Genomic DNA, 14183 nt, shown 5'->3' on the forward strand with positions numbered 1-14183 from the left:
AATGGCTCTGCAGATCCGCTTTTTCGCCGCCCTGCGTGATGAAATGGGCCGGGCTGAAGATGTCCTCGATGCGGCACTCGCCGACAAGGTCACTGACATAATCGCTCATTTCAAAAGCGCCGACGAAAAGGGCTGGGTGCTGGCCGAACCCTTTGTCCGCATCATCGTCAACGGCACCGTGGCGACACCGCAAACGCCGGTCACAGATGGCGACGAGATCGCCTTCTGCCCGCCCTTCTCGGGAGGATAGGGCGCTGAGCACGCACATCCGCGTTTCCGCCGAGCCTCTTGATCCAGCAGCAATGCTGGCGGAGCTGACGGGTCAGTCTGCACACGATGGCGCGGTCGCCAGCTTTATCGGGCAAGTCCGCGCCGGTGAGGAGCTGATCGCCCTGGAGCTCGAGCACTATCCGGCTGTGACCGAGACGGCATTGGACGAGATCGCGCAGGTTGCCGTTGAACGCTGGTCGCTGACACAGGCCGTCATCTGCCACCGGGTTGGGCGAATGCAGATCGGGGAGCCAATCGTGTTCGTTGCAGCCACGGCACCACACCGCCGGGCGGCCCTCGCCGCGGTGGAATTCATGATCGATGTCCTCAAGACCCAGGCGCCCTTCTGGAAAAAAGAACACACGCGTACCGGGGCCCACTGGGTTGAGCCGCGCGCGGACGATCACGCCGCCGCCGAGGGCTGGTTGGCAAAGCCACAGGATAGGAAATTATGAGCGAAATTCCCGAAACCGTCGGATTTGCCGTCATGACCGTCTCCGACACCCGGGACGAGACAACCGATCGGACCGGCCCCTGGCTGCGCGATCAGATTGAGGCGGCCGGACACACGGTCATCGATCACGGCATCACTCCGGACAGCATCGAGGCCATCCGCGCCCAATTGGAGACCTGGATCGCCGATCCCGCCATTCACGCGGTGATCACGACCGGCGGCACCGGCCTGACGGGGCGGGACGTGACACCGGAGGCGGTCCGCCCCCTGTTAGACAAGGAGCTCGACGGCTTTGCTGCGGTATTCCACCAGGTCAGTTATCAATCCGTCGGCGTGTCGACGATCCAGTCGCGGGCCCTTGCAGGCATTGCCGGCGGCACCTTCGTCTTCGCCATTCCCGGTTCGATGGGCGGCTGCAAGGACGCCTGGAACCACATCCTGAGGGATGAGTTCGACCGCACGCACCGGCCGTGCAATCTGGTCGAACTGATCCCCCGCCTGAATGAGGTCTGAAATGACGGGTCTGACTCACCAGGACAGCGATGGACGTGTGCGCATGGTCGATGTCGGCGACAAGGCCGTAACCCGGCGTCGGGCTGTGGCTGAAGCGCATATCACGATGAACCGGAAGAGCTTCGAGGCTGTCCGTGACGGCCAGGGCCCGAAAGGGGATGTGCTGAAGACAGCAGAGATCGCCGGCATCATGGCCGCCAAGAAGACCAGCGATCTGATCCCGCTTTGTCACCCCCTGCCCCTGACCAAGCTGAAAGTCACCATTGAGCCGCGGCCAGACGGATCGGGTTTCAAAGTTACATCCGAGGCCCAGACCGACGGCAAGACGGGGGTCGAGATGGAAGCACTGACGGCCGCCTCTATTGCCGCGCTGACCGTCTATGACATGGCCAAGGCGCTGGACAAGTCGATGCAGATTTCAGGCTTGCAGCTGGTCAGCAAGACCGGCGGAAAATCCGGCGATTACCACCGGGATGACGCATGATCGGGCTGGATGAGGCACATGCGCGCCTGCTCGGCCGGCTGCAGCCGGTCGGCGAGGAAGAGGTCGACCATGAGCACGCCTTGATGCGCCGCCTGTCCCGGAGCGTGGCCGCCGCGCGGACCCAGCCGCCGGTCGATGTCTCCGCCATGGACGGGTATGCCGTCCAATCGGCCAGCCTGGGTGAAGCGCCGGTCGACCTCCTGCTGGCGGGAGAAAGCGCAGCCGGCCACGCCTATCCGGAAAAGATCAAGCCGGGCGAGTGCATTCGTGTCTCCACCGGAGCCGCCATCCCGGCCGGCGCGGACCAGGTCGTCATCCAGGAAAATACCGCCCGCAAGGGCCAGCAGGTCACAATGCAGGACCAGGCCAATCCGGGACGGCATATTCGCCGCGCGGGGCTGGATTTCGCGCGTGGCGACACGCTATTGCCGGCCGGCGCACCGCTCACCGCAGAAGCCCTGGCCCTGGCGGTGAGCGCCGGCGTATCGCGCTTTCAGGTCTGGAAACGCCCCCTCGTCGGCATCTTGTCGACCGGCGATGAGCTGGTGGAACCGGGCCAATCTCCGGCCCCCGACCAGATCTACAACTCGATCTCCCATGCGCTCGCGGGCATGGTCCAGGCATGGGGCGGCCAGCCTCACTATGTCGGCATTGCGCGGGATAACCCGGATGATGTCGCCGCCAAGCTGGATCACGCTCAGACTTGCGACCTGCTGGTGACGGTGGGCGGCGCCTCCGTCGGCGATCACGACCATCTGCGCCGGGTCTTCGCCGAGCGAGGCGGCCAGCTGGTGTTCGAGAAAATTGCCGTGAAACCCGGCAAGCCGACCTGGTTTGGCATGATGGAGCCCGGCTTCGTCCTCGGCCTTCCCGGCAATCCCGTCTCAGCCCTGGTCATGGCGCGCCTGCTTTTGCGCCCTGCTCTGGCCAAGCTGTCCGGCGCAGATCATGTCCGCGTCTACAGAACGGCTGCCTTGGCGCAAGCACTGGCCGGCAATGGAGACCGGGAAACCTTCGTGCGCGCGCGCCTCGATACCGGTCGCATGACCATCGCCCCGGACACCAACCAGGACTCCTCCGCGCTTTCAGCTCTGGTCCGGTCGAATGCGTTGATCCGGCGGAAAATTGGTGCACCCGCAGCACAGGCGGGCGAGCGGGTTGAATTTATCGACCTGGACTAGCCGGTTACGGAAAAGCCGTGCGCGAAGGGATCACGCTCATCCACGAAGATCGTGTTGATGCCAGTTTGCACCGCCCAGCCCTGAACACTCGGCCTGATCCCGTCATACTCACCGATGCGGGCTGCCGCTTCGACCCGGCCGCAGAACAGGCTGCCGATAATGCTTTCATGGACGAAGGGATCACCGGGCTTCAGTTTTCCGCGCGCGGCCAATTGCGCCATGCGGGCGCTGGTGCCGGTGCCGCAAGGTGATCGGTCGATCGCGCGCTTGCCATAGAAGACGGCATTGCGGGCATCGGCCTCCGGCGATTTCGCCTCATCGGTCCACATGACATGGCTGACGCCGCGGACGCTGGCATCATCGGGATGGACCACATCCACCGCCTGATCGGCCAGTTCACGCAGTTTCGGACTGAGCGCGATGATGCGGTCGACGCCGAGCGCATCAATACCGGCATAGCCCCCCTGCGGCTCCACGATTGCGTAGTAATTGCCGCCATAGGCGATATCGATCCGCAAGCGCCCAAGCTCCGGGCAATCAATCTCGACATCGCGGCAGGCCAGATAGCTGGCGACATTGAAGATCCGTACGCCGGCAACCCGCTCGCCATCCCATTCGATTTCCGCACGGATTCTCCCGGCCGGGGCATCCAGGATCACCTCATCGCGCGCTTTCGGCCTGAGGATGCCGTTTTCCAGTCCCATCGTGATCGCTCCGATCGTGCCATGACCACACATGGGCAGGCAGCCGGTCGTTTCGACGAAGAGGATGGAGGCATCCGCATCGGCAGAGTGGGGCGGATAGAAAACCGCACCGGACATCATGTCGTGACCGCGTGGCTCGAACATCAGCGACGTGCGGACCCAGTCATGATTGCGGACGAAATCCTGCCGTTTGGCGCTCATATCCGCGCCATGCAGGTCCGGTGCACCGCCTATGATCAAGCGCACCGGATTACCGCAAGTATGCCCGTCCAGGCAGGAAAAGGTGTGCCGCATCTGCTGCGCCCCGAAGCGTGACCCTAGTGGGCGATAACCGTGTCCTTGAGCAGAAGCGGGCGGGTATCGCGCGCGCGCTCGACCATGGCGGCGACCTGGGCCCGGCGCTCGCCCTGCAGCGCCATGCGCGGCATGCGTACGCGTTCAGAGCCGCGCTCCATCACCGCTTCGGCCAGCTTGATCGACTGGACCAGATCATGCTCCGCATCGAGATGCAGCAGCGGCATGAACCAGCGATAGATCACGCGCGCGGCGTCGAGATCACCGGCCTCGAAGGCCTCCCACAAGGCAATCGATTCCTTGGGAAAGGCATTGGTCAGGCCCGACACCCAGCCCTTGGCCCCGAGCAGCAATTCTTCCAGGGCGACATCATCCAGCCCGGCAAACACGGTGTAGCGGTCGCCGCAGGCATTGATGATATCGGTGATGCGGCGCGGATCGGGCGCGCTTTCCTTGATACAGACCAGGGTCTCGACATCACTGAGCCGCTTGAGCAGATCGATCGAGATCGAGACGCGATAGGCTGGCGGGTTGTTGTAGAGCATGATCGGCAGATGGGACGCGGCAGCCACGGCCCGGATATGGGCTTCCAGCTCGTGCTCCTGAGGCACATAGACCATAGCCGGCAAAAGCATCAGCCCATCGGCACCGATCTCGGCCGTATCCCGGGCATAGGCAACCGCCAGGTCCGTCGTCAGTTCGGACACACCGGTGATAACCGGGACCCGGCCTGCGACAGCATCGACAATGGTGCGCAGCGTGGCACGTTTTTCGTCCGCCTTGAGGGAGTTGTTTTCTCCCACAGTCCCCATGGCGACGATCCCGTGTACGCCATCGGTGACGAGATTATCGACGACGCGAGCCGTGGCCGCATGGTCGACGCTGAAATCTTCCGCGAATTGCGTCGTGGCGGCCGGAAACACACCCCGCCAGGCAGCTATCCCCATCTGTCCCTCCTAATCTCCAGAGCATCACTCGATCATCAATTGCCTCGACAAACAACTGCCTTGCATCACCTGCTGAGCAAGGTGACAGGCCGCACGGACCCCGTTAGCGTTGCCGCGACTTGATGGGGAGACACACATGACCTTGGTACGCGCATTCATCATGGCGCTGAGCGTGGCTGGCGCCGGCCTGTCCGCTCCAGCTCTGGCACAGTCGGAGATCGCCAGCCTGAACGAGGCCGTCGAGGGCATGGAACGCCGCGAAGGATTCTTGCCGCTCTATGTCGACAGCGAAACCGGCCGCATCCTGGCCGAACTGTCGCCGCAGGAGGATGGATCGCTGGGTCGCATGATCTATACGGCCCGTCTGACCTCGGGGCTGGGTTCAAATCCGGTGGGCCTGGATCGAGGCCGCGGCACCAGTTCCCACATCCTGCGCTTCTTCCGCGTCGCCAACCAGGTTTTCGCCGAGTTTGAAAACACGACTTATGTCGCGCGCGGCGCCGGTGCGGATGAAACCCGCGCAACGCAACAATCCTTTGCCCGCTCCATCATCTGGCAGACCGGAATTGAAGGCCAGGCCAATGGCCGGGTGGTGATCGATCTGACCGAATTCCTGAAACGCGACCCGGTTGATGCAATCAGCTACCTGTCCGGCACCAATCAGGGCAGTTTCTCCATCGATGCAGGCCGCAGCGCCCCTCTGACCGACACGGCACTGACCTTCCCGCAGAATGTCGAGATCGACGCGCTTTTAACGTTGCAGTCGTCCGCACCCGGGTCCGAGGTCCGCGCCGTCACGCCCTATCCGCGGGCCGTCACCTTGACGGTACACCACTCCTTTGTCGCCCTGCCGGACGCTGGATACACCCCGCGCTTCGCCGACCAGCGGGCGGGCTCGATCACGTCGGCCTTCTATGACATGGCGGCGCCGCTGGACGAGCCGCTGCGCCGGGTCTTCGCCCTGCGGCACCGGCTCAACCGGATCGATCCGTCCGCCAGCAGCGGACCGGTCGAGGAACCGATCATCTATTATGTCGACCGCGGGGCCCCCGATGTGATCCGCGATGCGCTGATCGAAGGCGGCCAGTGGTGGGCCGACTCCTTTGAAGCAGCCGGTTTTGAAGACGCTTATCGCGTCGAGCTCTTGCCTGAAGGCGCGCATCCGCTTGATGTGCGCTACAACGTGATCCAGTGGGTCCACCGCCAGACGCGCGGCTGGTCCTATGGCGCCTCGGTTATTGACCCGCGCACCGGCGAAATCCTCAAGGGCCATGTCACCTTGGGCAGCCAGCGGGTGCGCCAAGACCGGATGATTTTCGAAGGCCTGCTCGGTGTTGAGGAAACCGGCAGCGGTAGTGCCGGCGATCCACTCGAGATCGCCCTGGCCCGCATCCGCCAGCTCTCGGCTCACGAGATCGGCCATACGATCGGTCTGGCGCACAATTTTGCGGCCAGCATCAATGACCGGGCCTCGGTCATGGACTACCCGGCCCCCTGGGTCCGGCTCGATGATGCAGGCGCGATCGACATCTCCAATGCCTATGACACCGGAATTGGCGAATGGGACACGGCCGCCATCTCGTGGCTGTACGGCCAGGCCGCGACCGCCGAGGAGGAACATGCGCTGATCGAGCAAGTGCTCGCTGACGCTCGCGCGGATGGGCTGCTTTACATCACTGACCGACATGCGCGGGGCACGGGCTCGGCCCACCCGCTGGCCAATCTCTGGGATAACGGCCCGAACCCGGTCGAAGAATTGCTCGAGACGCTGGATGTCCGCGACACGGCGCTGGCGAATTTCGGCCCGCATGTGCTGCGCGACGACCAGCCGCTGAGCAGTCTGCGTGGCGTGTTCGCACCGATTTATCTCTATCACCGCTACCAGGTCGAAGCGGCGGCCAAGACGCTCGGCGGGGTCTATTTCGATTATGAACTCAACGGCCCGGCGGCGCAGGGCCTGAGTGCGGCCCCGGCGGCCGATCAGACCGCTGCCTTGTCGGCCCTTATTGCCACGCTGGACCCGGCACGGCTGGACATTGCCGATACGACCTTGGCGCTGCTCGCACCCGCCCCCTTTGCCGATTACGACCAAGCGGTAACGCGTGAATTGTTCGAGAGCGGCCAATACCCCGCTTTCAGCCGGCGCGATGCGGCGGCCGCGGCGGCGCGCATCACCCTGGCCGCGTCCTTGTCTCCGGCCCGGATCGACCGCATGGCCGATCAGAGCTCACGCGATGCGCTCCAGCTCTCTCCGCTCACTGCCTTTGAGGCCTTTGAAGCGGCAATTTTCGTAGCCCCGCGCGATGAAGATGCCCGACTGGGACCGGTGCGCGAGGCCGTCCAAGCCGAGTACGCTGCGCAATTGCTGCGTGTCGCCGGCGATGAGCGACCGGTTGCCTCGAGCTGGGCGCGCGACCGCCTGGAAACCCTGGCCCGCGGCCTGCCGACCGGGCGTTATGGCCGGGCCGGCCGGCGCAGTCACCGGATCTGGCTGGCGCGGCATATCGAGAGCGGCCTGGACCGCATTGATGAAGGCGAAACGCCGCGCTCAACCGGCACCACCGTGCCGCCGGGCAGCCCGATCGGCGCAGCGACGTGCTGGCATTGTGACAGTGCGGAGCTGATGGGGCTGGGACGCTAATCCCGCTCTGACCTGTCGCGTCCCGGTCCGTTGGGGCGCGACAGGATAAAATAAGTCACGGCGGAGAGCGTGATCGCCTGCACGATAAGAATGCCCGGGCTCAGTTGCAGCGCAATGGACAGCCCGAAGGTCAGCGCAATCGCGATCATGGACCAGAATTTCGACCATGGGTCTATGGCGCCATGTTCACGCCAGTTGCGGATCAGGAGGCCGAATTGCCTGTGTTCCATGAGCCATGTGTGAAACCGCTTGGAACTGCGGGCAAAAGCATAGGCGGCGACCAGCAGGAAGGGCGTCGTCGGCAACAAGGGCAGAGCGGCCCCGGCTATGGCCAATCCGACCGATGCCCAGCCCAGGGCCAACCATAGCCAGCGGATAATCATCCGTTTGACGCGTCCGGCAGGTTCTCGAGGAAGAAACGGATCGCGTTTTCCCCCGTCACCAGGCGGATGTCCGCTTCACTCATTCCCAGCGCCAAGAGCTCTTGAGTCAGTACAGCGAACTCGGACCCGTCAAATGTGGTGGTGACGGTGCCATCAAAATCGGAGCCGAGCGCGACATGCTCGACCCCGACCAACTCGACGGCAGCAATGATCGTCTCGGCAACACCGCGAGGCGTGTCATCGCAGGTGACATCGCCCCAGAAACCGACCCCGATCAGCCCTCCTTCCGCAGCGATAGCCTGCATGAGACGGTCCGGAATGTTCCGCCGGACCTGGCAATGACCATAGATACCGGTATGGGAAATGATGAGCGGCCGGTCGGTCATGGCCAGCACTTCTTCGACCACGGCGTAGGACGAGTGGGCCAGATCGATGATCATGTCGCGCGCCAGCATGCGCTCGACGGCCTCACGCCCAAATTCGGTCAGGCCCGCATTGGACAGACCATGCAGCGAGCCGCCAAGCTCGTTGTCGAAGAAATGGTGCAGACCGATGAGGCGATATCCCTCATCATAAAGACCATCGATCTTACTCAGATCGCCTTCAAGCGGATGAGCGCCCTCTGTCGCAAGGATGGTGATCAGGAGCTCGGAATTGCGCTCGCGCGCGTCCAGAGCCTGCTCCATTTGCTGACGGTCGCGGGCGATGACCAGTGCCCCATCCGAGCGGGCTTCAAGCCGGTGCAGCCGGCGAGCTTGATATCGAGCCCGCGCAAACAGCGATGTCCAGCTATCGACCGGCCATCTTTGGGCGATGGCCAACCCTGTTATGCGGTCGCTGTCGCCGGTATTGCTGTCATAGTTCTGGCCGGATGGTGACTTGGTCACGCTGGAAAAAACCTGCAACGCGACTCCACCGGCCCGCAGCCGCGGCAGATCGGTATGGCCGCGCCCGTTCCAGTCCTCCGGATCGCGCATCCAGAGCAACATGTCGGAATGCAGGTCTGCGACCCGCAGACTGGCATGCAGATCACGAGCGCCCGGTGCAATCTCGTAGGGCTCATGCGGCTGGACGACATTCATGGCCGCATCAACCCGCGCCGGAACCACCCGGAACAAGCCGACCGCAGCCAAGGCCAGGACCGCGCCCAGAACAATCACAATGACGCGTAACATGGCGCTCTCCCTTTGCCCGGATCATGGCCCGGGCAGGTCTAAGGGGGCAAGGGCGCGCTAGTTCGGCGCCTCGTCACCGGGCAGCTCTGTCCAACCCATGGCATAGGCCACCAGGTGGAAGACCGTGTTCTGCTCCATCGAGCCGCCGAAATAATGTGCCCGCGCGCCGGTGGCGAACAAGGCAACATCATCGCCGGAATGGGTCTGGCTCGGCAGTGCGACCGTGGCTTCCTGGCGGTAATTCGGGGCCTGCACCTCTTCATCGCTCAGCGCTTCGTCATCCTGTCCGCGCGTATTCGGTCCGTTCGCATAGCTTAGCGTCGTATAGGGCCGCCCGGTCCGGTCCAGGGTCAGAGCCGTTTCGCCGTCGAGCCCACCCGATACCGCACGCCGGACCAGGCCGAGAATGGAGGTGCCCCGTGCCGGGTAACCCGAGAAGGTCATGGTGTGACCATGGTCGGCCGTAACCAGGATCAGCGTGTTGTCCAGATCGACACGGTCAATGGCCGCTTCAATGGCCGCCTCGAACGCCTGCATATCGGTCAGCGCGCGATAGGCATTGGTGGCATGGTGAGCATGGTCGACCCGGCCAGCCTCGACGAGCAGGAAATAGCCATCCTCTTCGGCGCTGAGACGATCAATGGCAAATCCGGTCATCTCTGCCAGCGACGGTTCTTCCGCATCATCACGGTCAGCGCTGAAAGCCAGGTGGCTGTTGGCAAACAGGCCGAGAACCGGCTCTGTCGCCGCGACATCGAGCGACCGGAAGCCTGCTGCGTCGGTCACAGTCGCGCCGCCGCGCGCTTCCCATTCGGCGAGAAGATTGCGTCCATCGCCGCGCCGTCCGCCATCGCCTTCCGGCAGGAAATTGGCACGTCCACCGCCCATAACAACATCGATGCCGTCGCCCTCATCGAACGATAAAAGCTGTGCTGCGATATCACGACAGCCTGCCGCGACAGCGTTGTCGGGAAGATCCACATCGCTTTCCCACTGACGGGACACGGAATGAGAATAGGTAGTTGCCGGCGTGGCGTGGGTGATACGGGTGGTGGTCACCACGCCCGTTGCCATGCCACGAGCTTCGGCGATCTCGGCCAGCGTCAGCGGCGCAGCCTCGGGCGTACCGCAAACCTCAACGCCCTGATCGGCCGCCAGGCTGATGGCGCCATTGCGGGTCTTGATGCCGGTCATCAAAGCCGTCGCCGTATTGGCACTGTCGGGAACCTGGGAGTCGGTCGAATAGGTGCGCACCAGCGCGGCGTTGGGGAAAGCTTCGAAGGTGAGCAGGTTCTCGACCCCGGAGGTGTCGCCGCCGGTCTGGCCGTCATAGATCCGCGCCGCGGCAATGGTGGGAATGCTCATGCCATCAGCGACGAACAGGATCACATTGCGGGCCTGACCTTCGCGGGCCCGCAGGGTCAGCCGCTGGCGCGCCTCTTCCGCAGCCCGGTTCCAGGTCGCGTCTACCACCCGGGTTTCAATCGGCGATTGGCTTGCCGGCTCACTCCCGGTCGCTTCTGATTCAGCGTTTTGCTGGCAGGCGCTCAAACTGATGGCAATGGCCAAGCTGGAAACGGCAATCGGTGCACGCAAGGGATAATCCTCCACAATGGTGGCCGTGACATATCCAAGTCGTCTCAGGATGGCTAGTGACGGCTTTGCGTCACACTGTCATTGATCCGTCACGAAACCTAGTCGGCACCCGGCTGATCGAGCAGGATCGTCGCCTCGACGACATTGCCCCGTCCGAGATAGGCGACGCTGGAGAACGACATGTCTCTGGCCATCGCGATCCCTCGGCCACGATAGCCTTCCACCGGCCCTTTTTCACTTTCCTGCCGGGCAAAATCGAACCCGGCGCCGTCATCCTGGATGGTGATCGCGATCAGGCGTTCGCCGCGTTGAAAGGACACTTCCACCACGCGATCAGCATATTCATCCGCGGCCAGCCGGCGCTCGACCTCATCGCGCCAACGGCCCTCCATGATCAGGTCCTGCTTTTCTTCGCCGGTGATCTCCAGATTGCCGTGCTCAACGGCATTGATCAGGAGTTCCTGCAGACCGATCACAACGAGGTCGGAATTCGGGCAGGCGAGGGCCAGCATGGTCGCCAGATTGCGGGCTTCATCAAGCGTCCGGAACGCAAAATGGCCGCTGATGATATTGCCCACGGCCGACTGCCTTCGGGACACATCAGACCGCAGGGTTTCCACCTGCTCACAGAAATCCGCAGCCGCTGAAACAACAGAGTGCAGGATGGCGCGGTCGACATCAGCCGGCAGGACGAAATCGGCGCGGTCATGCGACTGATCATCGGCGATGAGGATGGACTGGGTGCTTTCGGCGAGATGGTCGAGCAGACCGGCATGGGCCGAGTCGACGACAAGAATGGCGACCCGGCCACCCTCTGGCGGCATGTCGGCCGTCACACCAAACAGCCCACCGGCGAGCGCGTCTCTGACCGTCTCGCCCAGTCTTGCATCCTCAAGCTTGACACAGACCGTATTCCTCGCCGGATCCAGCATCAGGGCTGTATTACCTCGAGCATCAAGATGGTCAGGTCATCGGGGAAACTCTCCGGCATGGAACCGAAGACCCGCTGGATCAGATCGGTGGTAAAGCCCTCACGGACCTCGCCCTCCATGGTTGCGACGATCAGAGCTGACAACTCATCTACGCTGAGAGCACCGTCGGGCGTATCGAAATTCTCGTATAGCGCATCGCTGTAAAGGCAGAGCCGGTCGCCGGGCTGCAGCGCAATGCGCTGATTGCCGTACTGGCCGCCGGACCGGCAGCCCATGATCAGACCGCTGGCATCAAGATGTTCCACACTGCCATCATGACGGCGCAGCACCGGGGTCGGCGCCCCCGCACCGGCAAATGTCAGACTGAGATCGCGCTTGTCAAACACACCATAGAAGGCGGTTGCAAAATGCTCGATCGGGAGGATTTCGTACAGCTCGTCGCTGAGACGCGCCAGCCAGGCGCCCGGGTCGCCGGCATCGGCCTCACTACGTTCCGCCAGCATGTGCAGGCGGAACGCATTAATCGCTGCCGACACTCCATGACCGGACAAATCGACCATCAGGACGCCGAAGCGGTGCTCGTCGATTTCGAAAACATCCCAGAGATCACCACCCAACTTGTAGGACGGGCGGTAGAAGGTCTCCATGCGGGCCTGCCGCGGATATGTAATGGCATCGACTTCAGGCGCCTCCTTCATCAAGGACATCTGCATGCCCTCGGCGGTGTGGAGCTCCTCGTCCATCCGCTTCTGGTAGCGCTTCAGCCGGGCGATCAGCCGCCGCCGTTCAATATGCAGGCGCAATCGCGAGATCAGCTCACCGGCATTGATCGGCTTGGAGACCAGGTCCGTCGCGCCCATGTCGAAGGCGCGGACCCGTTGCTCGGCTTCCTGGACGCCCGATTGCACCAGGATCGGCACATCGCTGTCGAACCGGTTGCGGATGGCATGGCTGACCTCGAACCCGTCCATCCTCGGCATGACTATATCGAGCAGGATAATATCGGGCTCATGCGCCTCGAAGCGCTCCAACGCTTCGATACCATCTCCGGCATAGTCGATATTGCTGAAACCAGCGGATTTCAGAACCGATCCGATCAGCATCCGGGATGAGCGCAAGTCATCGACGACCAGAATGCGGGCATCATCGGATGGAACGGGTTCGGGCGCGGACGCCGGAGCGGGTTGAGCGGACATGTGTTCAGCTACGACTCGACCGGAATGATCTCATCGACTTTGGATAGCTGAATAACCTTCAGCACATGGCCATTGGCGCCGGTCAGACGGACTTCCTTGCCGGCTTTCTTGGCCCTGTCATTGGCCAGCAGGAGCATGCCGATCCCAGCGGAATCGATCATCTTGGTTTCACCCAGGTCGATTTCAGCCGTCGCGCTATCGCTTTCATTGATCGCTTTGACCACGCTCTTGAAGCGCTCATGATCGTCAAACGTCAGCACACCGGAAATACGGACCTTAATAATCGCCCCGCCTTCTTCGATTTTATAGTCCATTCTTCATCCCCTAGAAGAGTTCGATATTCGACATGTCGTCGGGTTGATCCGGTTCAGATACCTCTGCCCCGGTTAGAGAACGCTGAAACTCGCGCCGGACATCCGAAAGCGTGATCGAGCCCAGAATGGACGCGGTCAAAGCTTCGCATGAAGTCTCGTCCATGGCGAGATCATCGTGATCGCCCATGAAACTTACGATTTGATCAAAAGCGCCGATCACCGCTTCCGTGCGCTGCTTCATCCGGTCCTGGAACTGCATCGCCATGACCACATCGTGGATCTCGTTTGCCATTCTACGGCTGGCATCCGTGGAGTTTCCAAGCTCCCTCTGGATCTCGTTATTGCGCTCGACAAGCGCATTGAGGAGCACTTCGAGCTGCTCCTTGGCATCGACCTGGCTCGACAGATCCATGGCACCGATCTCGCTGAGCTCCTGGTACTCATTACGGATCGATCCGATCACTTCGCGGATACTCCCGGTGACCTTGCCGACGCTTTCGCGCATCCGTCCCGACAGTGCATCGATACGCCGCGACAGCGACTGCATTTCCATGGAGACGACCTGGAAGCCGACCCCGGCTGCGCCCGCCCGTCCCGCCTCGATCTGGGCGTTGAGCGAGAGTAGCCGGGTTTGCCGGTTGATGGCTTCAATCTCACCAATACAGCTGGCCACCTCGTCGATTTCCTCGAGGATTTCGTCGAGCGAATAGATCAGGGCAACGCCCTGTTTGGACAGGACCAGAATACGTTCGGTCACCTCCTGCAGCGATTCCTGCAGGATCCGCGGCAGGGTGACGAGGTCAAAGCTCTGGCCATTATGATCAACGGTGGTGATCTGGGCGAGCAGCTCGCCGAGACGTTCCGTCTGCTCGGCTGAATTCTCTGTCAGGCTGGTGAACAGGCCGCTCAGGCGCTGGGTTTGATCTTCGACATCCCGGGTTGTTTCTGCCAGCACGTTTTCGGCGGTCCCCAGCGCGCCGAGCAGGAGCCGGGCAAAGGGGGAACGCGTCGGCACCGGGGGCATACCCACTTCCGGTTGATTTAGCGCATATCCTGTCATCACCCACTCCAGCGCCCTGACGGGCCCGTTGAGACGCCT

The 14183-nt window shown here is 62.6% G+C and carries 15 protein-coding genes; 6 read left to right on the forward strand and 9 right to left on the reverse strand.

The window, feature by feature from the left end:
• Window position 1 precedes the first annotated feature (1 nt).
• Genes Q1V57_RS12065 through glp form a run of 5 tightly spaced genes read left to right on the forward strand, consistent with a single transcriptional unit; the run spans window position 2 to window position 2902 of the window.
• On the forward strand, window positions 2–250 hold the full coding sequence (locus tag Q1V57_RS12065; RefSeq protein ID WP_300531109.1) for a MoaD/ThiS family protein: 249 nt from the start codon (window positions 2–4) through the stop codon (window positions 248–250).
• On the forward strand, window positions 207–725 hold the full coding sequence (locus Q1V57_RS12070; protein WP_300531112.1) for a molybdenum cofactor biosynthesis protein MoaE: 519 nt from the start codon (window positions 207–209) through the stop codon (window positions 723–725). The genes Q1V57_RS12065 and Q1V57_RS12070 overlap by 44 nt, the downstream gene beginning before the upstream one ends.
• Window positions 722–1237 (forward strand): molybdenum cofactor biosynthesis protein B, encoded by a 516-nt coding sequence (gene moaB, locus Q1V57_RS12075; protein ID WP_300531115.1) that lies wholly within the window; start codon window positions 722–724, stop codon window positions 1235–1237. The genes Q1V57_RS12070 and moaB overlap by 4 nt, the downstream gene beginning before the upstream one ends.
• A gap of 1 nt (window position 1238) precedes the next feature.
• Entirely contained in the window at window positions 1239–1721 is a 483-nt protein-coding gene (gene moaC, locus Q1V57_RS12080; protein ID WP_300531117.1) for a cyclic pyranopterin monophosphate synthase MoaC, read from the forward strand.
• On the forward strand, window positions 1718–2902 hold the full coding sequence (gene glp, locus Q1V57_RS12085; protein ID WP_300531118.1) for a gephyrin-like molybdotransferase Glp: 1185 nt from the start codon (window positions 1718–1720) through the stop codon (window positions 2900–2902). Before moaC ends, glp begins: the two co-directional genes overlap by 4 nt.
• On the opposite strand, the gene Q1V57_RS12090 is transcribed toward glp, so the two are convergent.
• Both Q1V57_RS12090 and Q1V57_RS12095 read right to left on the reverse strand, forming a co-directional pair.
• On the reverse strand, window positions 2899–3900 hold the full coding sequence (locus tag Q1V57_RS12090) for a 4-hydroxyproline epimerase (protein ID WP_300531121.1): 1002 nt from the start codon (window positions 3898–3900) through the stop codon (window positions 2899–2901). The genes glp and Q1V57_RS12090 overlap by 4 nt on opposite strands.
• A 23-nt stretch (window positions 3901–3923) precedes the next feature.
• Window positions 3924–4847, reverse strand: a complete 924-nt coding sequence (locus Q1V57_RS12095; protein WP_300531123.1) for a dihydrodipicolinate synthase family protein — start codon at window positions 4845–4847, stop codon at window positions 3924–3926.
• Between the two features lie 136 nt (window positions 4848–4983).
• Between Q1V57_RS12095 and Q1V57_RS12100 the strand changes: the two genes are divergently transcribed.
• Window positions 4984–7488, forward strand: coding sequence for a zinc-dependent metalloprotease (locus tag Q1V57_RS12100; RefSeq protein ID WP_300531126.1), 2505 nt, complete (start codon window positions 4984–4986; stop codon window positions 7486–7488).
• Here Q1V57_RS12100 and Q1V57_RS12105 read toward each other — a convergent pair.
• The 7 genes from Q1V57_RS12105 to Q1V57_RS12135 form a co-directional block, all read right to left on the reverse strand.
• Window positions 7485–7871 carry a YbaN family protein gene (locus Q1V57_RS12105; protein WP_300531128.1) on the reverse strand — a complete coding sequence of 129 codons (387 nt, stop codon included), beginning with the start codon at window positions 7869–7871 and terminating at the stop codon, window positions 7485–7487. The genes Q1V57_RS12100 and Q1V57_RS12105 overlap by 4 nt on opposite strands.
• Complete coding sequence (locus tag Q1V57_RS12110; protein WP_300531131.1) at window positions 7868–9046, reverse strand: membrane dipeptidase; 1179 nt, start codon at window positions 9044–9046, stop codon at window positions 7868–7870. Before Q1V57_RS12110 ends, Q1V57_RS12105 begins: the two co-directional genes overlap by 4 nt.
• 57 nt (window positions 9047–9103) lie before the next feature.
• Entirely contained in the window at window positions 9104–10642 is a 1539-nt protein-coding gene (locus Q1V57_RS12115; protein ID WP_300531133.1) for an alkaline phosphatase, read from the reverse strand.
• Window positions 10643–10740: 98 nt separating this feature from the next.
• Entirely contained in the window at window positions 10741–11574 is an 834-nt protein-coding gene (locus Q1V57_RS12120) for an ATP-binding protein (protein WP_300531136.1), read from the reverse strand.
• Complete coding sequence (locus Q1V57_RS12125) at window positions 11574–12770, reverse strand: fused response regulator/phosphatase (RefSeq protein ID WP_300531139.1); 1197 nt, start codon at window positions 12768–12770, stop codon at window positions 11574–11576. Before Q1V57_RS12125 ends, Q1V57_RS12120 begins: the two co-directional genes overlap by 1 nt.
• Window positions 12771–12778: 8 nt before the next feature.
• On the reverse strand, window positions 12779–13084 hold the full coding sequence (locus tag Q1V57_RS12130; RefSeq protein ID WP_300531141.1) for an STAS domain-containing protein: 306 nt from the start codon (window positions 13082–13084) through the stop codon (window positions 12779–12781).
• Between the two features lie 10 nt (window positions 13085–13094).
• Window positions 13095–14099, reverse strand: a complete 1005-nt coding sequence (locus Q1V57_RS12135; protein ID WP_300531144.1) for a methyl-accepting chemotaxis protein — start codon at window positions 14097–14099, stop codon at window positions 13095–13097.
• Window positions 14100–14183: the final 84 nt, after the last annotated feature.

Source organism: Maricaulis sp. (genome assembly GCF_030149425.1).
Lineage (GTDB): Bacteria > Pseudomonadota > Alphaproteobacteria > Caulobacterales > Maricaulaceae > Maricaulis.